Source organism: Burkholderia sp. Ac-20353, from assembly GCF_017104785.1.
Lineage (GTDB): Bacteria > Pseudomonadota > Gammaproteobacteria > Burkholderiales > Burkholderiaceae > Burkholderia.
The window spans coordinates 1-23,467 of record NZ_JAAGPL010000140.1; the positions used below are offsets into that span (position 1 = coordinate 1).

The 23,467-nt window shown below is 67.7% G+C and carries 21 protein-coding genes and 1 pseudogene; 14 read left to right on the forward strand and 8 right to left on the reverse strand.

Annotated features, from left to right (window positions below; genetic code table 11):
• Positions 1-86: 86 nt before the first annotated feature.
• Entirely contained in the window at positions 87-272 is a 186-nt protein-coding gene (locus G3N94_RS28950) for a hypothetical protein (protein WP_205796224.1), read from the reverse strand.
• Complete coding sequence (locus G3N94_RS28955) at positions 269-1,078, reverse strand: (Fe-S)-binding protein (RefSeq protein ID WP_205796186.1); 810 nt, start codon at positions 1,076-1,078, stop codon at positions 269-271. Before G3N94_RS28955 ends, G3N94_RS28950 begins: the two co-directional genes overlap by 4 nt.
• Before the next feature lie 126 nt (positions 1,079-1,204).
• Between G3N94_RS28955 and G3N94_RS28960 the strand changes: the two genes are divergently transcribed.
• Together G3N94_RS28960 and G3N94_RS28965 are read left to right on the forward strand one after the other, a co-directional pair.
• Positions 1,205-1,921: a FadR/GntR family transcriptional regulator gene (locus G3N94_RS28960; RefSeq protein ID WP_205796188.1), complete on the forward strand. Its 717-nt coding sequence runs from the start codon at positions 1,205-1,207 to the stop codon at positions 1,919-1,921.
• 424 nt (positions 1,922-2,345) lie between these two features.
• Positions 2,346-3,119, forward strand: coding sequence for a class II aldolase/adducin family protein (locus G3N94_RS28965; protein ID WP_205796190.1), 774 nt, complete (start codon positions 2,346-2,348; stop codon positions 3,117-3,119).
• Between the two features lie 72 nt (positions 3,120-3,191).
• On the opposite strand, the gene G3N94_RS28970 is transcribed toward G3N94_RS28965, so the two are convergent.
• Positions 3,192-4,157, reverse strand: a complete 966-nt coding sequence (locus tag G3N94_RS28970) for a hypothetical protein (RefSeq protein WP_205796222.1) — start codon at positions 4,155-4,157, stop codon at positions 3,192-3,194.
• A gap of 552 nt (positions 4,158-4,709) precedes the next feature.
• Between G3N94_RS28970 and G3N94_RS28975 the strand changes: the two genes are divergently transcribed.
• On the forward strand, positions 4,710-5,144 hold the full coding sequence (locus tag G3N94_RS28975) for a CHRD domain-containing protein (protein ID WP_205796192.1): 435 nt from the start codon (positions 4,710-4,712) through the stop codon (positions 5,142-5,144).
• 107 nt (positions 5,145-5,251) lie between these two features.
• Complete coding sequence (locus G3N94_RS28980) at positions 5,252-6,226, forward strand: alpha/beta hydrolase (protein ID WP_205796194.1); 975 nt, start codon at positions 5,252-5,254, stop codon at positions 6,224-6,226.
• Here G3N94_RS28980 and G3N94_RS28985 read toward each other — a convergent pair.
• Positions 6,196-7,041: an EcsC family protein gene (locus G3N94_RS28985; protein ID WP_205796196.1), complete on the reverse strand. Its 846-nt coding sequence runs from the start codon at positions 7,039-7,041 to the stop codon at positions 6,196-6,198. The genes G3N94_RS28980 and G3N94_RS28985 overlap by 31 nt on opposite strands.
• A 106-nt stretch (positions 7,042-7,147) precedes the next feature.
• On the opposite strand from G3N94_RS28985, the gene G3N94_RS28990 reads away from it, so the two are divergent.
• Positions 7,148-8,743: an MDR family MFS transporter gene (locus tag G3N94_RS28990; RefSeq protein WP_205796198.1), complete on the forward strand. Its 1,596-nt coding sequence runs from the start codon at positions 7,148-7,150 to the stop codon at positions 8,741-8,743.
• Positions 8,744-8,765: 22 nt separating this feature from the next.
• Complete coding sequence (locus tag G3N94_RS28995; RefSeq protein WP_205796200.1) at positions 8,766-9,212, forward strand: MarR family winged helix-turn-helix transcriptional regulator; 447 nt, start codon at positions 8,766-8,768, stop codon at positions 9,210-9,212.
• A gap of 38 nt (positions 9,213-9,250) precedes the next feature.
• Here G3N94_RS28995 and G3N94_RS29000 read toward each other — a convergent pair whose 3' ends face one another.
• Both G3N94_RS29000 and G3N94_RS29005 read right to left on the reverse strand, forming a co-directional pair.
• Positions 9,251-9,832 (reverse strand): DJ-1/PfpI family protein, encoded by a 582-nt coding sequence (locus tag G3N94_RS29000; RefSeq protein WP_205796202.1) that lies wholly within the window; start codon positions 9,830-9,832, stop codon positions 9,251-9,253.
• A 220-nt stretch (positions 9,833-10,052) separates the two neighbouring features.
• Entirely contained in the window at positions 10,053-11,333 is a 1,281-nt protein-coding gene (locus G3N94_RS29005) for an amino acid deaminase (protein ID WP_205796204.1), read from the reverse strand.
• Positions 11,334-11,452: 119 nt separating this feature from the next.
• Here G3N94_RS29005 and G3N94_RS29010 point away from each other — a divergent pair, with 119 nt between their 5' ends.
• From G3N94_RS29010 to G3N94_RS29020, 3 genes are all read left to right on the forward strand, one after another.
• Positions 11,453-12,421: a MurR/RpiR family transcriptional regulator gene (locus G3N94_RS29010; protein ID WP_205796206.1), complete on the forward strand. Its 969-nt coding sequence runs from the start codon at positions 11,453-11,455 to the stop codon at positions 12,419-12,421.
• Positions 12,422-12,423: 2 nt separating this feature from the next.
• Positions 12,424-13,905, forward strand: a complete 1,482-nt coding sequence (locus G3N94_RS29015) for a D-aminoacylase (protein ID WP_205796208.1) — start codon at positions 12,424-12,426, stop codon at positions 13,903-13,905.
• 77 nt (positions 13,906-13,982) lie between these two features.
• Entirely contained in the window at positions 13,983-14,369 is a 387-nt protein-coding gene (locus G3N94_RS29020) for a Rid family hydrolase (protein WP_006751946.1), read from the forward strand.
• A 113-nt stretch (positions 14,370-14,482) separates the two neighbouring features.
• Here G3N94_RS29020 and queF read toward each other — a convergent pair whose 3' ends face one another.
• Both queF and ilvA read right to left on the reverse strand, forming a co-directional pair.
• On the reverse strand, positions 14,483-15,307 hold the full coding sequence (gene queF, locus G3N94_RS29025) for an NADPH-dependent 7-cyano-7-deazaguanine reductase QueF (protein ID WP_205796210.1): 825 nt from the start codon (positions 15,305-15,307) through the stop codon (positions 14,483-14,485).
• A gap of 11 nt (positions 15,308-15,318) precedes the next feature.
• Positions 15,319-16,842 carry a threonine ammonia-lyase, biosynthetic gene (ilvA, locus tag G3N94_RS29030; protein ID WP_205796212.1) on the reverse strand — a complete coding sequence of 508 codons (1,524 nt, stop codon included), beginning with the start codon at positions 16,840-16,842 and terminating at the stop codon, positions 15,319-15,321.
• 639 nt (positions 16,843-17,481) lie between these two features.
• Between ilvA and G3N94_RS29035 the strand changes: the two genes are divergently transcribed.
• The 5 genes and pseudogenes from G3N94_RS29035 to G3N94_RS29055 all read left to right on the forward strand — a co-directional run.
• Entirely contained in the window at positions 17,482-21,510 is a 4,029-nt protein-coding gene (locus G3N94_RS29035) for a DUF3683 domain-containing protein (RefSeq protein WP_205796214.1), read from the forward strand.
• A gap of 31 nt (positions 21,511-21,541) precedes the next feature.
• Positions 21,542-21,985 (forward strand): HIT family protein, encoded by a 444-nt coding sequence (locus tag G3N94_RS29040; RefSeq protein WP_205796216.1) that lies wholly within the window; start codon positions 21,542-21,544, stop codon positions 21,983-21,985.
• Entirely contained in the window at positions 21,982-22,395 is a 414-nt protein-coding gene (locus G3N94_RS29045) for a DUF971 domain-containing protein (protein WP_205796218.1), read from the forward strand. The genes G3N94_RS29040 and G3N94_RS29045 overlap by 4 nt, the downstream gene beginning before the upstream one ends.
• Before the next feature lie 52 nt (positions 22,396-22,447).
• Entirely contained in the window at positions 22,448-23,179 is a 732-nt protein-coding gene (gene ubiE / locus G3N94_RS29050) for a bifunctional demethylmenaquinone methyltransferase/2-methoxy-6-polyprenyl-1,4-benzoquinol methylase UbiE (RefSeq protein WP_205796220.1), read from the forward strand.
• A gap of 41 nt (positions 23,180-23,220) precedes the next feature.
• Positions 23,221-23,467 (forward strand): annotated as a pseudogene (locus tag G3N94_RS29055) (hypothetical protein); the annotation flags it as partial.

Here is a 23,467-nt window from a genome sequence, read left to right on the forward strand (position 1 = left end):
TGGGCGCTGTGTTGCTGCTACTTCATGTTCTTTTTTGTTACGACACGGACACCACCGAGCTTCATACCAGTGCCGACACTCTTTCCCTACACCCCGCTCTTCCGATCCGGGGCCGTGCCGCGCCGCGTCGCGTAATGGTTGTCAATGCGGTTGTCGATGTTGTCGCCGATGTTGTCGCCGATGCGCGGCGCATCGACGGTGCGGGCGGCCGATGCATCGACACCCGGCGCGGCGGCACGCAGCCGCGCGAGGATCGCGTTACGGGCGCTCATTGGTCGTCTCCGCGCAGCGACGCGGCGCCGGCCGTGCGGCGCCACAGGAAGCTCGCGAGATGCTCGACCGGCAGCGGCGCGCCGGCCTTCGCGGCCGCGTGGCCGATGTTCAGCAGGCAGCCGCAATCGGCGGACACGAGCCGGTCGCAGCCGGTCGCGCACGCCGACGCGACCTTGTCGTGCACCATTGCGCCGGAGATGTCGGGATGTTTCAGCGAGAACGTGCCGCCGAAGCCGCAGCATTCGGATTCGCGTTCGTGTTCGATGCGGGACACGCCCGGCAGCGCGTCGACGAGCGCGACGCCGTGTGTGCGCGTACCCATTTCGCGGCGCGCCGCGCACGACGTGTGCAGCACCACACGCTCGTCCGGCTGAGCAGCGGCGGCGGCAGCGGTGATCGCGTCGACGCGCACGTCGAGCACATGGACGAGGAATTCGGCGAATTCGTACACGCGCTCGGCGATCTCGCGCGCCTTCGGGCCGTTGACGGGATCGTCGGCGAACAGCGCCGGCCAATGGTGCCGCATCATGCCGGCGCACGACCCGGACGGGACGATCACGGGCCACGGCTTCGTGAACAGGTCGAGCTGCGCGGCCGCGACGCGGCGCGCTTCGTCGGGATTGCCGCTGCTGTACGCAGGCTGGCCACAGCAGCTCTGGCCGCGCGGATAGTGGACGGTCAGGCCCTCGCGCTCGAGGAGCCGCACCGCGTCGAGGCCCGCGTCGGGGACGAACAGGTCGACCAGGCAGGTCGCGAACAGATAGACGTCCGCGGGCGCGGCCGGTGGATACTGCCTTTCGTTCATGTCTCGCTCCAGGGGGACGCCTGCCCGGCACGCGGGACGGCGGTTTCGCTGCATAATTCCTGCGACGGCGCGTTAGCTCAAATTGGTTGGGCCAATCGGCGCCGCGCGCATTCTGGAGACCCGACGATGGCAGCGATGACGGCGCGTGGCCGGACCGAACTGGTGATGCGGAAGATCGAGACGGCGCTGCTCGACGGCACGTGGCCGGCCGGCGCGCGCCTGCCGGCCGAGCGGGTGCTCGCGCAGCAATACGGCGTCGCGCGAAACACGATCCGCGAGGCGACCCAGCGGCTCGTCGCGCGCGGCCTGCTGCAGAGCCGGCGTGGCGCGGGCGTGTACGTGACGGACCAGTTGCGCGCGGGGATCGCGTCGCCGTGGGGGCAGCTCGTCGCCGACCATCCGGCGCTGCGCGACGACATCCTCGAGTTTCGCCGCGTGCTCGAGGGCGCGACCGCGTATTTTGCGGCGCTGCGCGCGGACGCGAACGACCGGCGCCGGATCCGCGCGCTGATGCGCGAGCTCGAAACCGCGCACGCGAACGACGACAAGGCGGTCGAGGCGGCGACCGACGCGAAGCTGCACGAGGCGATCGCGCTCGCGTCGCACAACACGATGTTCCTGCACCTGCATACGAGCGTGATCGGCATGCTGCGCGAGCACATCTCGATCAACGTGGCGGGGATGACCGAGCACGACGAAGGCGCGTCGGACCAGTTGCTGCTGCAGCACCGGATCGTCTGCGACGCGATCTGCGCGCACCGCCCCGAGGAGGCGCGCACCGCGATGCAGACGCATATCGACCACGTGCGCCGCCATTTCGAGCAAAGCGGCGACGCGGGCTGAGATTGGTCGGACCACAGTGGCTCGCGCGGTGTGCGGCGGCCGTTTCCGACTGCTGCGTGTTCATGCGCTGCCGGGCGGCGACTCGTTATGAGGGTCTGTCCACGGTGGTGGCGGGGCGCTCGCGGCTCGGGTGCAGCATTCGCCGTGCATTCGCCGATTCGCCGGCCGGCATGGGCACGCGCCGATTCCGTGCCAGAACGATTCGGTGATCGCCGCCATTCCGGTGGATTCAGAAAGGTGATATGGTTGTGCGCGCAACGATCTACGGATCGTGACGGTGCTGCCGGATCCGTCGCGCACGACGCGCGGCCCGTCTGTCAGCGATATGCAACGCGCCGGCCAGCACGGCCGCCGGCGCCAGGAGACGACGTGCGAGGCCACCGCGGTGCGGCCCGGCCCGCGCCTGCTCAACCGGAGCCCCCGCATGCATCACGTACCGAACCAGCCGTTTTCCCGTCCCGCCCGATTTTCCGAAGCCGAATGGCAGGCGCGCGTGCAGCTCGCGGCCGCGTACCGCATCTTCGACCATCTCGGCTGGACCGAGCTGATCTACAACCACATCTCGCTACGCGTGCCGGATGCGGACGGGCACTTCCTGATCAATCCGTTCGGCCTGCATTACCGCGAGGTGTGCGCGTCGAACCTCGTCAAGATCGACATCGACGGCAACGTGATCGGCCATTCCGACTGGCCGATCAATCCGGCCGGCTTCACGTTTCACAGCGCGATCCACGCGGCGTTGCCCGATGCGCACTGCGTGATGCACGTGCATACGACGCCCGCGATGGCCGTGTGCTGTTCGCGTGACGGGCTGTCGTTCTCGAACTTCTATGCGGCGCAGCTATACGGCAAGGTCGCGTATCACGACTTCGAGGGGATCACCGTGCATCTCGACGAAGGCCGGCGGATCGTCGCGAGTGCGGGCGGGCGGCCCGTGCTGCTGCTGCGCAATCACGGGCCCGTCACGATCGGCCGCACGCTCGCCGAGACCTTCTCGCTGATGTGGCTGCTCAACCGCGCATGCGAAGTGCAGGTCGCGACGCATGCGATCGGCGACGCGTTGCCGATCGCGCCGCCGGTGCTCGAAGCCTGTGTGCGCGACTCGTTGAACTTCGATCCGAAGCACGGCGTCGGCCAGGATGCGTTCGACGCGCTGCAGCGCATCGTCGACCGCGCCGATCCCGGCTACCGGAGCTGACGCGATGCACGCGCCCGCGCCCGCGCCCGCGTTCGATTCGGATGCCGTGCCTGCGGCGGCCGCGCGCCGCGCTCAGAAACGATAGCCGACGCCGGCCTGGATCACGTCGGTGTCACGGTCGTAGCGCGTGACGACCCGGTTCCACGTGACGCGCGTGAGCCAGCGGTCAGAGAGCCGGTAGCTGGCGGAGATCGACACGATCCCCGACACGCCGCCGTCGCCGGGGCCCGGCTGACCCTGCACGTTGCGCTGATTGACCGTGAAGTAGGCACCCGCGCCGGCCGACAGCGTGAGCTTGTCGTCCAGGAACGCGCGCGTCAGCCAGAACTGCGACGCGACACCGTTGCGGCGCACTGACTGCTTCGCGCCTTCGTACATCCATGTTGCGGTCCAGTCGACCGTGCTGGTGAGGCCGCGCCGGTATTCGACGCTGCCGCCGAGCGTCGACGGCGACGAGCGGCTGTTCAGGATCGTCTCGCCGAGCATCGCGGTCACTTCGTTGTTCGTGACTTTGCCCGTGCGCAGCAGTGGCGTGTCGCGCGGGCCCGGCGTACCGGGCGCGTCGAGCTGGTAGCCGATGCCGAACATCAGCGACGTGGTGTTCGGGCCGCGGAACACCTGCGAGCGATTCAGCTGCAGCTGCGTGACCCAGCGATCGGACGTGTAATAGGCGGCGCGCACGCTCATCAGCACGCCCCAGCCGTGCGAGTTCGAATAGCCTTCGCCCGCGCCGGCCGGCGTCGTGTCGAAGTAGCGGTACGGTCCCGCACCGGCCGACAGCACGAAGCGGCGGTTCTCGAGCGGCCAGCGGCCCCAGAACTGGACGGCCTGGCCGTCGCGGTGGTGATTCGGGATGTGGCCTTCGTTGTACCAGGTGAAGCCGAGCGCGGTGTGCGGGCTCAACCCCTCCTGATAATCGAACGCCCACGCATACGAGCGGCCGCCACCACCCCAGAGCGAGCCGCCGAACAGTGCGAATTCCTGCGCGGACGCGGGCGCCGCATGCAGCGCGGCGACCGAGAACAGTCCGGCCGCCAGCGGGCGAAGACGGCGCGGTGAGGGCAGGGGGAGCGTCAGGCGTCGGTCCGGCACAGCAGGTTTTCCTTCAATTACGTTACAGCCGGGATTCTCGCGTGTCGGCGCGCATACGTCGAGCCGCGGGTCGTGAATCGCGTGTTACGGCATATGACGGTGACGCTTGTTTCGTGTCGGATCGGGCAGTCAGGGGGGGCGGGGTTCGACGCTGAGGATCGAAGCGCGGGGTCGCCAATTCGTTGATTCGTTATGCTTGACGATCGGGGTGGCGATCGCGGACCCGGCATGCCCGATCCGCGTGTCGCAAAAAAAACGCGGCCGGGTGGCCGCGTGAATACTCGCAGACTCCTTCGGACGAAGGAAACAAGCAACTGTGAGACGGAGTGTATCGAAAGGCCGCGTGCGGATTCAGGTGTCCGCTTGCAAAGGTCCTTTCCTCGCTGCGGCAGGCTGGCCTCGACGAATCGCCGGCGTGCTGCCCGATCGGCGGCGATCGACTAACATGAGCGATATGTCCCCCGTCGGGTGGCGTCCAACGTCGTACAAGGAGATTTCATGCCGAAGCTGCGTTTCCTTCAGGTCGCGTTACTCGCGGGCGTGCTGGCTGCCGGCAGCGCTGCGGCCGAAACCGTCCACCTGTCCGCCAACCTGCAGCCTTCGAGCGAAGTGCCGCCCACCACCAGCCACGGTTCGGGTAACGTCGACGCGACTTACGACACGGCCACGCACACGCTGCAATGGTCGATCGCGTACAAGGACCTGACCGGCCCCGCGATCGCCGCGCATTTCCACGGGCCGGCACCCGTCGGGCAGAACGCCGGCGTGCAGGTGCCGATTCCGAAGGACGGCCTTGCGAGCCCGATCAAGGGTTCGAAGGAGCTGAACGACGAGCAGGTGACCGACCTGATGGCCGGCAAGTGGTACTTCAACGTCCACACGAAGGAGCATCCGTCCGGTGAGATCCGCGGGCAGGTGCTGCCGGCGGGCTAGGGCGCTTCGCGTTTGATATAGAGGCTCCGTTCGAGCGGCACGGGAACGATCGCACGTACCATCGACACATTCGCGTAACGGAGTAACGGAATGTGGGAGTGCGTCCGATGAGTTGGCAAAGCAAGTTCGCCTGCTGGCTGCTGCGCTGGCAGTTCCGTCCCGAGACGATGCGTCCCACGCTCGATCCCGCGCGGGCACGGCGCTTTACCGATTTGCGGATGGTTGTGCCGCGCCGCGCGCCATCGGGCTATCGGCTGCGCCAATGCTACGGCCCGAACGACGCGCCGCTGCGCGGCGAGTGGCTCGACCGCGTCGACGGACGGTCCGGGCAGGGGGCCGGGCCGGCCGGCGGACGCACGCTGCTGTATTTCCACGGCGGCGGCTATTACTTCTGCTCGACGAAGACCCATCGTCCACTCGTGTTCGGGCTGACGAAGCGCGCGGGCGTGCGCTCGTTCTCGCTCGACTACCGGCTCGCGCCGGAAACCCGCTTCCCGGGCGCGCTCGACGACGCGCTGGCCGCCTATCGCCGGCTGCTCGAACTCGGCACGCCGGCTGAGTCGATCGTGCTCGGCGGCGATTCGGCCGGTGGCGGGCTCGCGCTCGCGATGCTCGTCGCGTTGCGCGATCGCGGCGAGCCGCTGCCGGCCGGCGCGATCCTGTTCTCGCCGTGGACCGATCTCGCGGCGACGGGCGACACGCTGCGCACGCACGACGGCCTCGATCCGATGTTCGCCAGCGCGGCGTTCCCGAAGGCGGCGAAGCTGTATCTCGGCGACACGCCGCCGACGCATCCGTACGCGTCGCCGCTTTATGCGGATTTCACGGGGTTGCCGCCGCTCTTCATCCAGGCCGGCAGCACCGAGGTGCTGCTCGACGATGCGCGTCGCGTCGCCGACAAGGCGAAGGCGGCCGGCGTGCAGGTCGAGATCGAGGTCTGGCCGGAGATGCCGCACGTGTGGCAGCTGTATGCGCCGATGGTGCCGGAGTCGCGGCAGGCGCTCGACCGCGCGGCCGCGTTCCTGCGCCGCGTCGCGGTCGAGCGCGCGGTTCAGCGTGCAGGCGAGGCGTCGATCGCCTGATACGCAGCCTTGACGGCCGCGGTGCCGTACTTGCGCTCGAGCCGGCGCACGGTGAAGTGGCCGTGCGCCATCTGCTGGAAGTGATCGATGAACAGCGTGTTGACGGTCGCGCCGAGCACCGCGCCGATCGCCGGGATCGACTTGGCCGCCATCTGCTCGGTCACCTGCACCGAAAACCGCGACGCGACGGTCTGCACGAGCTTGAACACGGCCGCCGAGCCGTGCGCGGCGATGCCCTTGGTCGTGATGTCCGACGACGCCTTCGAGATCGCCTGCGCGAGCGCGCCGCGCAGCACGAAGTAGCCGAGATCGGCTTCCTCTTCCTTCCTGTCCGGGTTGCCGCCCATCCCGAGCACGGCGAGGCATTGCAACTGCGTATCGACCGACGTCAGGTCCTCGCCCTCGCTGCGCGCGATATCGCACACCGAGCGGAAGATCAGCGTCGTCGTCACCGGCAGCTCGACCGGCAGCGCGACGAAGCCGAACGCGCCGCCCGCGGCGCCCGTCGTCGCGACCGCGAGCTTGTGCAGCAGGTTGCTCGGCTTGTCGTGCGCGTCGGATTCCGCGGCCGGCGGCCTGCCGAGCGTGCGCAGCGCGAGACCGAGGCACTTGCGCAGCGCGAGCTGGGTCGCGTCGTTGATCTTGCCGGTCGCGAAATCCGGCAGCCTGCCGATCATCTTCTCGATCGGCGTACCGAGCAGGCTCGTCAGCTTCAGCGTCAGCGACGGGCTTTCCAGCACCTGCTTCGCGTGCCGCAACGCGTCCCGGTCGTCTTCAGACAGCGTGGTCGCAACGCCGGTCGAAATCGGTTCCATCTTTCTCCTTCGCGGCTCGGCCGGAATGCCGGCCGCCAGCTAGATTACCGCACCCATGATAGAATTTTCAGATTGTTTGACCCGTCAAAAGTTGCGCCAACAAAAAATGGCCATCCATACCGCTGCCCACCATTCGAGCGGGCAAGTCCTGCCGTTCCGTGAATCGCTGCTCGCGATGATCGGCATCTCGTTCGTGACGATGCTCGTCGCGCTCGACCAGACCGTCGTCGGCACCGCGCTGCCGACGATCGTCGCCGAACTGAAAGGTTTCGACCTGTATGCGTGGGTCGCAACCTCGTACCTGCTGAGCTCGGTGATCACCGTGCCGATCTTCGGGCGGCTCGGCGATTACTACGGGCGCAAGCCGTTCGTGATCGCGTCGATCGTGCTGTTCACCGCCGCATCGGTGCTGTGCGGGATGGCCAACGACATGCTGTACCTCGTGCTCGCGCGCGGGCTGCAGGGCATTGGCGGCGGGATGCTGGTCGGCACCGCGTTCGCGTGCATTCCGGACCTGTTTCCCGATTCCGTCGTGCGGCTGCGCTGGCAGGTGATGATGAGTTCGGCGTTCGGCATCGCGAACGCGATCGGGCCGTCGCTCGGTGGCGTGCTGACCCAGTCGTTTGGCTGGCGCTCGGTGTTCTACGTGAACCTGCCGGTCGGCCTGCTGTCGCTGCTGTTCGTCTGGCGCTACCTGCCGCACCTGCGGCACGTCGAGCATCGGGAAAAGATGCGGCTCGACTGGCCGGGCGCGGTGCTGATCGCGCTGTCGCTCGGCTCGCTGCAACTGTTCGTCGAATGGCTGCCGAAATACGGTGTCGCGGGCTGGCCGACGCTGCTGCTCGTGATCGCGCTCGCCGCCGGCATCGGGCTGTGGCACTGGGAAAAGCGCTGCGCGCAGCCGATCCTGCCGTTCGACATGTTCGGCAACCGCGCGCTGTCCGCACTCTTCGTGCTCGCGATGCTCGCGGGCTTCTCGATGTTCTCGCTGCTGTTCTACGCGCCGCTGCTGTTCCAGGGCGGCTTCGGGATGTCGCCGAAGGAGGCCGGGCTCGTGATCACGCCGCTCGTTGTGTTCATCACGATCGGCAGCATCATGAACGGCCGCGTCGTGACGCGCATCCGCAACCCGAACGCGATGCTGCAAGTGGGCTTCGTGCTGTTCGCGATCGCGTGCGCCGGCGTCGTCGTCGCGACGCACGACACGCCGCGCTGGCTGCTGATGGCGCTGATGGTCTCGGGCGGCGTCGGCCTCGGCTTCGTGCTGCCGAACCTGACGGTGTTCGCGCAGCAGACCGCCGGACGCGAGCATCTCGGCATCGCGACGGCGCTGCTGCAGTCGCTGCGGATGGTCGGCGGGATGGTCGGCACCGCGCTGACGGGCACGCTCGTCAACCAGATGTACGCGGGCGGCGTGCGCAACGCGCTTTCGGCCGACCATGCGCTGCAATGGCATGCGCAGCTCGCCGATCCGCAGATCCTGATCGACCGCGCGGCGCAGGGCGGTCTCGTCGCGGAGCTGACGCGGGCCGGGCATAATGGCGCGCTGCTGCTGGAGGCGGCCCGCGAATCGCTCGTCAGCGCGATTCACGTGGGCGTCGCGATGGCGGCCGTCGTCGCCGTGTATTCGGTGTGGCAATGCCGCCGCGTGCCGCCGATCGCGCTGCGGCGCAAGATCGAACCGCACGTCGCGGCAGATTGATTGAAGGAACAGAATTCAGCGCATGGAAGAACAGGACCGCGTCGCGATCTTGCAGCAATTCGGACGGACGTATCGCGCGTTCATGACCGCGTTCGAGACTCACGTCGGCCAGCCGATGCCGCGCTGGCGCATCATGGTCGCGCTCCACTCGATGAACGGCCACGCGTCGCAGAAGCGGCTCGTCGAAGTGCTGCGGATCGACCCGGGTGCGCTCACGCGCCAGCTGAAGGCGCTCGACGCGCTCGGCTGGATCGAGCGCGAATCCGACGCGCGCGATAATCGCGTGACCAACGTGACGCTGACCGCCGCCGGGCACGCGGCGTTCGATGCGTGCCTGCCGCGGCGCAAGGCGTTTTTCGACGAGACGGTCGCGCAGCTCCCGGACGACGTGCTGAATGCGCTGTCGGGCGCGCTCGCGATGCTGGAGGCGCGGATCGCGGAAGTCGGCACGCAGCCGGCGGCGCGCTGAACGGGCGCGGTTCGCCGCCCGCGCCGCCGTCCACTTCGTTACAGCTCGATGCGCGTGCCGAGCAGCGCGAGGAATTGCGCGAGCCACGCCGGGTGCGCGGGCCACGCGGGCGCGGTGACGAACGGTGCATCGGTGACGGCCGCGTCGACCGGAATGTCCGCATATTCGCCGCCCGCGAGCTTCACTTCGGGCGCGCACGCGGGGTAGGCCGAGATCCGCTTGCCGCGGATCACGTCGGCGGCCGCGAGCAGTTGCGCCGCATGGCAGATCGCCGCGATCGGCTTGCCGGCCGCCGCGAACTCACGCACGAGCGCGATGACTCTCGGATCGAGACGCAGGTATTCGGGCGCGCGGCCGCCCGCGATCGCGAGCGCGTCGTAGCGCGCCGCGTCGACGTCGTCGAACGCCGCATTCAACGTGAACTGATGGCCCGGCTTCTCGGTGTAGGTCTGGTCGCCCTCGAAGTCGTGGATCGCGGTCTTGATCTTGTCGCCCGCCCGCTTGCCCGGACACACCGCGTCGACGTGGTGGCCGACCGCCTGCAGTGCCTGGAACGGCACCATCGTTTCGTAGTCTTCGGCAAAATCGCCAGTCAGGAACAGGATCTTCTTTGCGGCCATGGCTTTCTCCAGTGTCGACCGGAGTGAGCGCCTTTGCGCTTGCTCGGGTCCGATACAAAGTGGAAGGGGCGTGCGGGCCGGTTCGCGCCGATCGTCGCTGACTGGCGAGAACGGGCCCGAGGACGAAAGCGCAGTGTACCCCGGCGCATCGAAGTCGGGATGACGGCGGCATGACGGCGGCCGCCCCGTTGCGGGACGGCCGATACCCAGCCGCAGCCGGTCAGAAGAACGTCTCGATCACTTCCTTCACGCGGAACTGCGGATCGAGGACGAGCAGCTGGCGCCACTTGTCGAACGTCAGGCACGGGTGCGAGATGTCGAACGCGACCATGTCGCCGACCTTCAGGTCCGCGCCGGGCGGGATCTGCAGGTACGCGTGCTGGTCCATCAGGCCCGTGATCGCCCAGCCTTCGCTCGCGGCGACGTCGCGCGGCGCGGTGTCGCGGCCCGGGCGGAAATGGCGGGCCGGCTCGGGCAGGCCCGCGTCGAACGCCGAGTCGCGCTTGCCGAGCGCGACGATCGCGCGATCCGGCTCAGGGATCGACTGCACATACGCCCACAGCTGCAGCGCGGGCAGCAGGCCTTCGCCCATCTTGCGTGCGATCGGGTTGCGCGCGAACACGCCGGTCTGCGCATGCTTGTAGATGCCGACATCGTGCGTCAGGTAGCAGCCCGGACGCAGCACGACTTCCGCGAAGCCCGCGTCGGATGCCTTCGCGAACTCCTCCGCGACCACGTCGTACCACGCCGAACCCGCGCCGGACAGGATCGCCGGCGTGCGTGCGAAGCGGCCGGCGGCGGCGAGCTCGCGCGTCAGCGCGACTGCGTGCTGCAGGAACGCGCGGATCTCGCCTTCTTCCTTCAGCACGCCTTCATAGAGCTCGATACCGGCGAGCTTCAGCGTGTCCGGATAACGGGCGAGCGCGGCGAGCACCGCATCGCGCTGCGCGTCGTCGCGAATGCCGGTGCGGCCGCCCGGCACGCCGAGCTCGAGCAGCACGTTGAGCGATTTCTTCGCTTCACCGAAGAAGCGGCCGAGCTGGTCGATCCCGTCGACCGAGTCGACGAGGCAGAAGAACTCGAACTCGGGGTCCGCGAGCAGTTCCGCGATGATCGTCATGTTGTGACGGCCGACCAGCTGGTTCGCGAGCAGCACGCGCCGCACGCCGCCGTGATACGCGGCCTGCGTCTGGTGCGCGGTCGCGAGCGTGATGCCCCACGCGCCGGCGTCGAGCTGGCGGCGGAACAGCTGCGGCGCCATCGTCGTCTTGCCGTGCGGCGCGAACTTGACGCCGTACTCCTCGACGAACGCCTGCATCCATTTCAGGTTGTGCTCGATGCGGTCCTCGTACAGCACCGCGGCCGGCAGGCTGACGTCTTCCGCGAGCAGGTTCCACTCGAGGCGGCCCGCGTCGGCGAGCGGCACGCTCGCGCTCGGCAGATTGCCGAGGCCCTTGCCAAACGGATCGATCGTCGCGTCCTGATAGTTTGTAACTTTCATGTCATCCCGCTCCATCATCGCTATGTATTGCACCGAAGTTGACACGCCGATGGTACAGAAAGTAGCATCGGTGCGGTAATGTTATTTAGTAACATGGTGCGCCGCAACCGAACCCGCAGATGAATACGCCCGCTGCCCCGTCTTTCGTTCCGCCGGCTAACGAGCCCGCAGAGCCCGCAGAGCCACCGGTCGCCCAACCGGTCGCCCAACTGGTCGTCGACATCGTCGCCCGGATCGCCGAATGCGCGCCGGAGCTGCGCGACGCCGAGCGCAAGGTGGCCGCGTTCATCCTCGCCGATCTCGCGCGCGCCGCGCATGCGAGCATCGGCGCGCTCGCGCGCGACGCGCAGGTGAGCGTCGCGACGGTCACGCGCTTCGCGAAGGCGGTCGGCTGCCGCGACGTGCGCGAACTGAAGCTGCTCGTCGCGCAGGCGGCCGCCGTCGGCCAGCGCTTCCTCGCGCCGTCGGACGCCGCGCGCGCCGGCGATGCGAAGCCGAACCCCGCGTCGGTCGTCTACGACGAGATCCAGGTCGCGCTCGCGCACAACCATCAACTGCTGCGCCAGACGTCGTTCGACGCGGCCGCCGACCAGCTCGCCGGCGCGAAGATGATCTACGTGTACGGGCAGGGCGGCGGGTCGACCGCGCTCGCCGACGAGCTGCGTTTCCGGCTCGTGCGCTTCGGCCGGCCGGTCGCGAGCTACCAGGACAGCGTGCTGCAGCGGATGGTGTCGGCGACGCTGTCGAAGGATGCCGCCGTCGTCGCGCTGTCGGTGAGCGGGCGGGTGCCGGAGCTGCTCGAGAGCTGCGCGCTCGCGAAGCGCTACGGCGCGACGGTGATCGCGGTCACCGCGCCGGCGTCGCCGCTCGCGCAGCTCGCCGACCACCTGATTCCGGTCGTCGCGTTCGAGACCGATTTCATTTTCAAACCGTCGACATCGCGCTACGCGATGATGATGGCCATCGACGTGCTCGTCACCGGCGTCGCGCTGCGGCTCGGCGACGGGTGCCGGGAATCGCTGCGCCGGATCAAGCATGCGCTCGATGCGCACCGCGGCGGCGGAGACCGTCAACCGCTAGGAGACTGACCATGCATTCGCATCCCGAAGCCGCCGATACGCTGATCGTTGGTGCACTGCTGTACGACGGCACCGGCGCGCCGCCGGTCGAGCGCGACGTCGCGATCCGCAACGGCATGATCGCGGCGATCGGCAATCTGTCGAACTGGCTGGCCGAGGAGGTCGTCGAAGCGAACGGCCGCGCGCTCGCGCCGGGCTTCGTCGACGTGCACACGCATGACGACACGCATGTGATCCGCTCGCCGCAGATGCTGCCGAAGATCACGCAGGGCGTGACGACCGTGATCGTCGGCAACTGCGGGATCAGTGCGTCTCCGGTCACGCTCGCGGGCGATCCGCCCGACCCGATGAACCTGCTCGGCGAGCGCGATGCATTCCAGTATCCGACCTTCGCCGACTATGTCGCGGCGGTGAACGACGCGCGGCCGGCCGTCAACGTGGCCGCGCTCGTCGGCCACACCGCGCTGCGCAACAACCAGATGGACCGCCTCGACCGCGCGGCGACCGACGCGGAAATCGCCGGCATGCGCGCGCAGCTCGAGGAAGCGCTCGCGCACGGCGCGCTCGGGCTGTCGTCGGGCCTCGCGTACGGCTCCGCGTTCGCGGCGCCGACCGAAGAGGTGATGGCGCTTGCCGAGCCGCTCGCGAACGCGGGTGCGCTGTACACGACGCACATGCGCACCGAGTTCGACGCGATCCTCGACGCGATGGACGAGGCGTATCGCGTCGGCCGCCATGCGCAGGTGCCGGTCGTGATTTCGCACCTGAAATGCGCGGGCCCGTCGAACTGGGGGCGTAGCACCGAGGTGCTCGCGTCGCTCGAGGGCGCGCGCCGCTACCAGCCGGTCGGCTGCGACTGCTATCCGTACAGCCGCAGCTCGTCGACGCTCGATCTCAAGCAGGTGACGGGCGACATCGACATCACGATCACGTGGTCGGAGCCGCACCCGGAAGTCGCGGGCAAGCTGCTGAAGGCGATCGCGGCCGACTGGGGCGTGACCGAGCAGGAAGCCGCGCAGCGGATCCGGCCGGCGGGCGCCGTGTACCACAACATGTCCGAGGACGACGTGCGCCGGATCCTGTCGCATCCGGCGACGATGGTCGGCTCGGACGGGCTGCCGAACGATCCGCTGCCGCACCCGCGGCTGTGGGGTGCGTTCCCGCGCGTGCTCGGGCACTACGCGCGCGACACGGGGCTGCTGCCGCTCGAGGAGGCGATCCGCAAGATGACGTCGCTGTCCGCACGCCGCTTCGGGATCGCCGGGCGCGGCGAGGTGCGTGTCGGCTTCCACGCGGACCTCGTGCTGTTCGATCCCGATCGCGTGATCGACGCGGCGACCTTCGACCGGCCGCAGCAGCCCGCGCATGGCATCGACGCGGTGTGGGTCAACGGCGTGCTGACTTACCGCGACGGCCAGCCGACGGGCGAGCGTGCAGGCGGCTTCGTCGCGCGCGGCGCGCGGGCGCAGGCGAGCACCGACGCGGCGTTCTGACGCGCGGCTTTTGTACAGATTTTCCGCGCGCGCCGCGACCGGCGCGCGCATCCGTAACCGAGAACAGGAGTGAAACGATGAAGCGATATGGCGTAGGCGAAGCGAAGGGCACGGGCGGCCAGGTGATGCCGTTTGCGCGTGCGGTCGAAGCCGACGGCTGGCTGTACGTGTCGGGCCAGACGCCGATGGTGAACGGCGAGGTGGTCGAAGGCGGGATCGTCACGCAGTCGAAGCAGACGATCGAGAACGTGATCGCGATCCTGAAGGAAGCCGGCTACGGCCTCGAGCACGTCGTGCGCTGCGGCGTGTGGCTTGACGACGCGCGCGATTTCGCGTCGTTCAACAAGGTGTTCGTGTCGTACTTCGGCGAGCATCCGCCGGCACGCGCGTGCGTGCAGTCGAGCATGGTGATCGACTGCAAGGTCGAGGTCGACTGCATCGCTTACAAGGCGCCGGCGAAGTAACGCAGCCGCGCTTCCCCGCGCACAGGAAAACAGCCCCGGTCGGCTTGCGCTGACCGGGGCTGTTTTTTTTGCGGCTTCTTGCGGCTTCTTGCCGCGACGGCAAACCGCTGTCGTCACTGCCGCGCGGTGCGCGCGTTGTCCGGCATCGGCTGGTTGTAGTTGGTGCGGAACGGGTTGATGTCGAGGCCGCCGCGCCGCGTATAGCGCGCGTAGACCGCGAGCTTCACCGGCTTGCACGCACGCAGGATGTCGAGAAAGATGCGCTCGACGCACTGCTCGTGAAAGCCCGTGTGATTGCGGAACGAGATGATGTAGCGCAACAGGCCCGCGTGATCGATCTGCGGCCCGACGTAGTGGATCTGCACGCTGCCCCAGTCGGGCTGGCCGGTGACCGGGCAGTTCGAGCGCAGCAGGTCGGACACGAGCGTTTCCTCGACCGGCGCCTCGTCGTGCGCAGCAGACAGCAGCGACGGATCGGGTTCGTAGACGTCGGCTTCGAGATCGAGCCGGTCGAGCGACAGCCCGTCGAGCTCGTCCATCTGGAGCTTGTGGAAATCGTGCGGCGACACGAGCTGCACGGCGACGCTCGCGCCGCACGCGGCCGACACATCACGCTTCAGCGCGTCGCGCACGGCATCGACGGAATCGAAGGTCGTCTGCGCGAACGAGCCGAGATACAGCTTGAACGACTTCGATTCGACGATGTTCGGCGATTCGGCCGGCACGTAGAACGTCGCGACCGCGATCTGCGGCTTGCCGCGCGCGTTGAGCCACGACAGCTCGTACGCGTTCCAGATGTCGGTGCCGAAGAACGGCAGCGGCGACGGGATGCCGATCTGCTCGCGCGCGCCGGCGCGCGGGATCGGGAACAGCAGCGACGCGTCGTACTGCGCCGCGTAGACGGTCGCCTTGCCGAGCGGGGAGTGTTCGGGATTCATGATGGGCTCGCTCAGGACAGGAACAGGCGATAGGCCGGATTGCCGCTCTCTTCGACGTACGGATAGCCGAGCGCCGCGAGGAAGCGTTCGAACTCCGCGCGGTCGGCGGACGGCACCTGCAGGCCGACGAGGATCGAGCTGTAGTCCGCGCCCTGGTTACGGTAATGGAACAGGCTGATGTTCCAGTCCGGCGCCATCGACGACAGGAACTTCATCAGCGCGCCCGGCCGCTCCGGGAATTCGAAGCGGAACAGGCGCTCGTCGAGCGCGAGCGGCGAGCGGCCGCCGACCATGTAGCGGATGTGTTCCTTCGACAGCTCGTCGTGCGTCAGGTCGACGGTCTGGAAGCCGTGCGACTCGAAGTTCGCGGCGATCTCCGCCGATTCGCCACGGCGCTTGATCTGCACGCCGACGAAGATGTGCGCGGCCTGCGCATCGGCGATCCGGTAGTTGAACTCGGTCACGTTGCGCTCGCCGACGAGCGAGCAGAAGCGCTTGAAGCTGCCGCGCTCCTCGGGGATCGTCACCGCGAACACGGCCTCGCGCGCCTCGCCCACTTCCGCGCGCTCCGCGACGAAACGCATCCGGTCGAAGTTCATGTTCGCGCCGGACGTGACCGCGACCAGCGTCTGGTTCTCGATCCCTTCGCGCTCCGCGTAGAGCTTCGCGCCCGCGACCGCGAGCGCGCCGGACGGCTCGAGCACGCTGCGGGTGTCCTGGAACACGTCCTTGATCGCCGCGCACAGCGCGTCGGTGTCGACCGTCACGACGCCGTCGAGATACTCGCGGCAGAGCCGGAACGTTTCCTCGCCGACGAGCTTCACCGCGGTGCCGTCCGCGAACAGGCCGACCTCGGTCAGCTCGATGCGTTCGCCTGCCTTCAACGACTGCGCCATCGCGCACGAATCCTCGGCCTGCACGCCGATCACCTTGATCTCCGGGCGCACGGCCTTCACGTACGCGGCGACGCCGGATGCGAGTCCGCCGCCGCCGATCGGCACGAAGATCGCGTGAATCGGGGCCTGGTGCTGGCGCAGGATCTCCATCGCGATGGTGCCCTGGCCGGCGATCACGTAAGGATCGTCGAACGGGTGGACGAACGTGAGGCCGCGCTCCTCCTGCACCTTGACCGCGTACGCGTACGCGTCGCTGTACGACTCGCCTGCCTGGATCACCTCGACGCTCGGGCCGCCGTGCGCGCGCACCGCGTCGACCTTCACCTGCGGGGTCGTGACCGGCACGACGATCACGGCCTTCACGCCCATCCGGGCCGCCGAGAACGCGACGCCCTGCGCATGGTTGCCCGCCGACGCGGTAATCACGCCGCGCGCGAGCGCGTCGGCCGGAATGTGCGCCATCTTGTTGTACGCGCCGCGCAGCTTGAACGAGAACACCGGCTGGTTGTCCTCGCGCTTCAGGTACACGGGGTTGCGCAGCCGGGCCGACAGGTTGCGGGCCGGTTCGAGCTCTGTCTCGATCGCGACGTCGTAGACGCGCGCGGTGAGGATTTTCTTCAGATAATCGTGGGATGCCATGGGCGCTCGCGAGCAGTGCGGATGCAGACGGATAAAGGATCAATGATAGCGCCTAGGCTCCGTCCGCATGCAACGGGCATATGGGCAGCTGTTGCGCGCTCCCGCGCGCGACCCCTTGAGTCCTTGCCGGCCGGGCCGCCGCAGCGCCCCGCCGGGGCAGCGGCGGCTTTCCGTGTCGCGCCGATCGCGTCCGGATCGCGTTCCAATCGCGTTCCGATGTCGGCTTAACCGGACGGTTACCGACCGGCCGGACGGCGAATAGTGCCCCGAAACCGCTTCGAGCCTTGGCTGGCGGGCGTTCCGGCGATATCCCCACAGCCGCTCCGACGTCTCACGCTAGGCCCGATCATGGGGTAGAATTTCGTTTTGAATCAAGGATCGGAAGATGCAGAGGCACCCTCGGATCGCCCTTTTGAAGCCGTCGCCGCGCGCAGCCAGCCCCGCGGCGGAACGGCATGCGCGCCGCGCGCGATCGTGCTGATGGCTCCGAGCGCCACCAGGCGGCGTCGACCCGGAGTCGCGCTCCGGCCCCATGCGAGGCATTCCGTCGCCCGGTAACAGAACAGATTTCCCCAAGATTGCGCCCACGCGCTTGCCGACGCCGCTGTCCGGTGCATCGGCCCCTCGAGTCGTCCGAACATGAACGCACCACAAGTTTTCGATCCGCATGGCGCGGCCGCCGCCGTCGCCACCGACCCCGCGCCCCGTCTGCGTGAGATTCCGTACAACTACACCTCGTTCTCCGATCGCGAAATCGTGATCCGCCTGCTGGGCGAGCAAGCCTGGGCCGTGCTCGACGAGCTGCGCGCCGAGCGCCGCACGGGCCGCTCGGCCCGGATGCTGTACGAAGTGCTGGGCGACATCTGGGTCGTGCGCCGCAACCCGTACCTGCAGGACGACCTGCTCGACAACCCGAAGCGCCGCGCGCTGCTGATCGAGGCGCTGAACCACCGGCTGACCGAAATCGAGAAGCGCCGTCGCGCCGACCTGACCGCCAACCAGGACGACGCCGCCCGCGAGCGCGCGGCGCGCGTCGGCATGCTCGAGGCCGCCGCGCAGCGCGCGGTCGACGAGTTCGCGGAAGAATTCGACAAGATGGCCGAGCTGCGCCGCCGCGCGACCAAGGCGCTCGGCCGCTGCACGCAGAAGGACAACATCCGCTTCGACGGGCTGTCGCGCGTGTCCCACGTGACCGACGCGACCGACTGGCGCGTCGAGTACCCGTTCGTCGTGCTGACCCCGGATACCGAAGCGGAAATCGCGGGCCTCATCAAGGCCTGCTTCGAGCTCGGCCTGACGGTGATCCCGCGCGGCGGCGGCACCGGCTACACGGGCGGCGCGGTGCCGCTCACGCCGTTCTCGGCGGTGATCAACACCGAAAAACTGGAACAGCTCGGCGCGGTCGAGCTGACCGAGCTGCCGGGCGTCGTGCACAAGGTGCCGACGATCTTCTCCGGCGCGGGCGTCGTCACGCGCCGCGTGACCGAAGCCGCGGAAGCGGCCGGCTACGTGTTCGCGGTCGATCCGACGTCGCTCGACGCGTCCTGCATCGGCGGCAACGTCGCGATGAACGCGGGCGGCAAGAAGGCCGTGCTGTGGGGCACCGCGCTCGACAACCTGGCCTGGTGGCGGATGGTCGACCCGGACGGTAACTGGCTCGAAGTCACGCGCCACGAGCACAACCAGGGCAAGATCCACGACATCCCGGTCGCGCGTTTCGAGCTGAAGTGGTTCGACGGCGCGTATGCGCCGGGCGAGAAGCTGCTGAAGAGCGAGATGCTCGAGATCGAGGGCCGCCGGTTCCGCAAGGAAGGCCTCGGCAAGGACGTCACCGATAAATTCCTCGCGGGCCTGCCGGGCGTGCAGAAGGAAGGCTGCGACGGGCTGATCACGTCCGCGCGCTGGGTGCTGCACAAGATGCCCGCGCACACGCGCACCGTCTGCCTCGAGTTCTTCGGCCAGGCGCGCGAGGCGATCCCGAGCATCGTCGAGATCAAGGACTACCTGTTCGAGACGTCGAAGCAGGGCGGCGCGATCCTCGCGGGCCTCGAGCACCTCGACGAGCGCTACCTGCGCGCGGTCGGCTATGCGACCAAGAGCAAGCGCAACGCGTTCCCGAAGATGGTGCTGATCGGCGACATCGTCGGCGACGACGCCGATGCGGTCGCGCACGCCACCTCCGAAGTGATCCGGATGGCGAACGGCAAGAGCGGCGAGGGTTTCGTCGCGGTCAGCGCGGAGGCGCGCAAGCGCTTCTGGCTCGACCGCAGCCGCACGGCCGCGATCGCGAAGCACACGAACGCGTTCAAGATCAACGAGGACGTCGTCATCCCGCTGAACCGGATGGGCGAGTACACCGACGGCATCGAGCGGATCAACATCGAGCTGTCGCTGAAGAACAAGCTGCAGCTCGTCGACGCGCTGGAAGCGTTCTTCACGAGCGGCAACCTGCCGCTCGGCAAGACCGACGACGCGAACGAGATCCCGAGCGCCGAGCTGCTGGAAGACCGCGTGCAGCAGGCGCTGGAACTGCTCAAGCGCGTGCGCGCCCGCTGGGAATTCGTGCGCGACCGCCTCGACCAGCCGCTGCGCGAGGCGCAGCACTACCTCGTGCAGCTCGGCTACGAGGCACGCGCCGAGAAGTTCGCGGACCGCGTCGACATGCAGCCGGGCGTGAACGTGTTCCACGTCACGCAGGACCGCACGGTGCGGATCTCGTGGAAGCAGGAGATCCGCGCGGAGCTGCGCGCGATCTTCAACGGCGGCGCGTTCGAGCCGATCCTCGACGAGGCGCAGGCGATCCACAAGCAGGTGCTGCGCGGCCGCGTGTTCGTCGCGCTGCACATGCACGCGGGCGACGGCAACGTCCACACGAACATCCCGGTCAACTCCGACAACTACGAGATGCTGCAGGACGCGCACGCGTCGGTCGCGCGCATCATGACGCTCGCGCGCTCGCTCGACGGCGTGATCTCCGGCGAGCACGGGATCGGCATCACGAAGCTCGAGTTCCTGACCGACGACGAGATCGCCGAATTCCGCGCGTACAAGCAGCGTGTCGACCCGAACGGCCGCTTCAACAAGGGCAAGCTGCTCGAGGGCGCGGACCTGCGCAACGCGTACACGCCGAGCTTCGGGCTGATGGGCTACGAGTCGCTGATCATGCAGCAGTCCGACATCGGCGCGATCGCTGATTCGGTGAAGGACTGCCTGCGCTGCGGCAAGTGCAAGCCGGTGTGCGCGACGCACGTGCCGCGCGCGAACCTGCTGTACAGCCCGCGCAACAAGATCCTCGCGACGTCGTTGCTGATCGAGGCGTTCCTGTACGAGGAACAGACGCGCCGCGGCGTGTCGATCAAGCACTGGGACGAGTTCAACGACGTGGCCGACCACTGCACGGTCTGCCACAAGTGCGCGACGCCGTGCCCGGTGAAGATCGACTTCGGCGACGTGACGATGAACATGCGCAACCTGCTGCGCAAGATGGGCAAGAAGAAGTTCAATCCGGGCAGCGCGGCGGGCATGTTCTTCCTGAACGCGACCAATCCGCAGACGATCAACGCCGCGCGCAGCGTGATGATGGGCGTCGGCTACAAGGTGCAGCGCTTTGCGAACGACATGCTGAAGAACGTCGTGAAGAAGCAGACCGCGCACCCGCCGGCGACGACCGGCAAGCGGCCCGTCGTCGAGCAGGTGATCCACTTCGTCAACAAGAAGATGCCGGGCAACCTGCCGAAGAAGACGGCGCGTGCGCTGCTCGACATCGAGGACAACAAGATCGTGCCGATCATCCGCGACCCGAAGGCGACGACTGTCGATTCGGAAGCGGTGTTCTACTTCCCGGGCTGCGGCTCCGAGCGCCTGTTCTCGCAGGTAGGTCTTGCTACGCAGGCGATGCTGTGGGAAGCGGGCGTGCAGACCGTGCTGCCGCCGGGCTACCTGTGCTGCGGCTATCCGCAGCGCGGCGCGGGCCAGTACGACAAGGCCGAGAAGATCGTCACCGACAACCGCGTGCTGTTCCACCGGGTCGCGAACACGCTGAACTACCTCGACATCAAGACGGTGGTCGTGTCGTGCGGCACCTGTTACGACCAGCTCGCCGGCTACGAATTCGACAAGATCTTCCCGGGCTGCCGGATCATCGACATCCACGAGTTCCTGCTCGAGAAGGGGATGAAGCTCGACGGCGTGACGGGCACGCGCTACATGTATCACGACCCGTGCCACACGCCGATCAAGACGATGGACCCCGTCAAGCTCGTGAACGAGCTGATGGGCTCGGAAAAGGACGGCTACAAGATCGAGAAGAACGAGCGCTGCTGCGGCGAGTCGGGCACGCTCGCGGTCACGCGTCCGGACATTTCGACCCAGGTCCGCTTCCGCAAGGAAGAGGAGATCAGGAAGGGTGCGGCAAAACTGCGCAGCATCCCGGTCGTCGCGGGCGGTGCGCCAGCGTCGGCCGCCGCGGCTGCGAACGGCGGCCCGGACGTGAAGATCCTGACGAGCTGCCCGTCGTGCCTGCAGGGCCTGTCGCGCTACAACGAGGATGCGAATATCGAGGCCGACTACATCGTGGTCGAGATCGCGCGTCAGGTGCTCGGCGAGAACTGGATGGCCGACTACGTCGCACGCGCAAACAATGGCGGGATCGAGCGCGTGCTGGTCTAATGCGGGCTTGATCGCACGACTGGAGCCGACGATGGAATGCGTGTTTTGCCGTGAAGACGGCGGCGAGGTGCTGTGGCGGGACGGCGCGCTGCGCGTCGTCCTCGCGACGGGCGAGCACGACTACCCGGGCTTCTGCCGGGTGATCTGGGGCGAGCACGTCGCCGAGTTCTCCGATCTCGGCGACGCCGAGCGCGCGCGCGTGATGGATGTCGTCTGCGCGGTCGAGCGCGCGGTGCGGCGCGTGATGCGGCCGAACAAGGTGAACCTCGCGAGCCTCGGCAACATGGTGCCGCACGTGCACTGGCACGTGATTCCTCGCTTCTCGAACGACGCGCACTTTCCGCAGCCGGTCTGGGCGCCGCGGCAGCGCAGCGTGTCCGACGCGCTGCTGCGCCAGCGCACCGCGCAGGCGTCGTTGTTGCACAATGTGGTACGCGAAGAGATTCAACGACTGACCGATTCGAGGCAGCCATGAGCGGTTTGACTTCCACGACCCCGATTCCGTCGGGCGTCGTCGTGCACGCGGTGTCGCGCGTGCTCGAATTGCAGTACCCGAACGGCGAGAACTACCGGATCCCGTTCGAGCTGATGCGCGTCTGTTCGCCGTCGGCCGAGGTGCGCGGCCACGGGCCGGGGCAGGAAACCCTGCAGACCGGCAAGCGCGAGGTGACGATCACCGCGCTCGAGGGCGTCGGCAACTACGCGCTGCAGCCAACCTTCTCCGACGGCCATTCGACCGGCATCTATTCGTGGGACCTGCTGTACGAACTGGCGACACACCAGGATGCGCTGTGGCGCGACTATTTCGACAAACTGAAGGCGGCGGGCGTCGATCGCGATGCCCCGATGCCGGCGGCGGGCACGCCGCACGGCCACTGCCACTGAACGACGGCGCCGGCTCTCGGCGCCGTCTTGCCTTTTACTGAGGATCAACGCGATGAGCAAAACCCACTTCGGCTTCGAAAGCGTCGAGGAAAACGATAAAGCGAAGAAAGTGGCGGGCGTGTTCCATTCGGTCGCGAGCAACTACGATCTGATGAACGACCTGATGTCGGCCGGCATGCACCGCGCGTGGAAGGCGTTCACGATCGCGCAGGCGAACGTGCGCCCCGGCTACAAGGTGCTCGACATCGCGGCCGGCACGGGCGACCTGACCCGCGCGTTCGCGAAGGCCGCCGGGCCGACGGGCGAGGTCTGGCACACGGACATCAACGAATCGATGCTGCGGGTCGGCCGCGACCGGCTGCTCGACAAGGGCGTCGTGACCCCGTCGCTGCTGTGCGACGCCGAGAAAATTCCGTTTCCCGACAACTACTTCGACGTGGTCACGGTCGCGTTCGGGCTGCGCAACATGACCCACAAGGATGCCGCGCTCGCCGAGATGCGCCGCGTCGCGAAGCCGGGCGGCCGCGTGATGGTGCTCGAATTCTCGAAAGTCTGGGAGCCGCTGAAAAAAGCGTACGACGTGTATTCTTTCAAAGTATTACCGTGGCTTGGCGACAAGTTCGCGAAAGATGCCGACAGTTACCGGTATCTTGCTGAATCTATCCGGATGCATCCCGACCAGGACACGCTGAAGACGATGATGGAACAAGCGGGCCTCGATGCCGTCAAATATTACAATTTGTCAGGTGGCGTGGTAGCTTTACACCTTGGAACCAAGTACTAAGGGGTTCTTCCCATACATTTTCCTTTCATCTGGAGAAGCTGATGTCCGAATCGCGTACGTTGTTCAACCGTAGCAAGCCGTCGAAGCCGTGGGCCCGACGGGTCGGCACGCTGCTGATGGTCGGCCTGCTCACGGCCGGCACGTTCGCATCGCTCGACGCCGAAGCCAAGCGCGTGGGCGGCGGGCGCAGCATCGGCCGCCAGAATTCCAGCGTCACGCAGCGCCAGGCGACGCCGCCCGCGCAGCAGCCGATGCAGCAGGCCGCGCCGTCGCAGGCGCAGCGTGCGC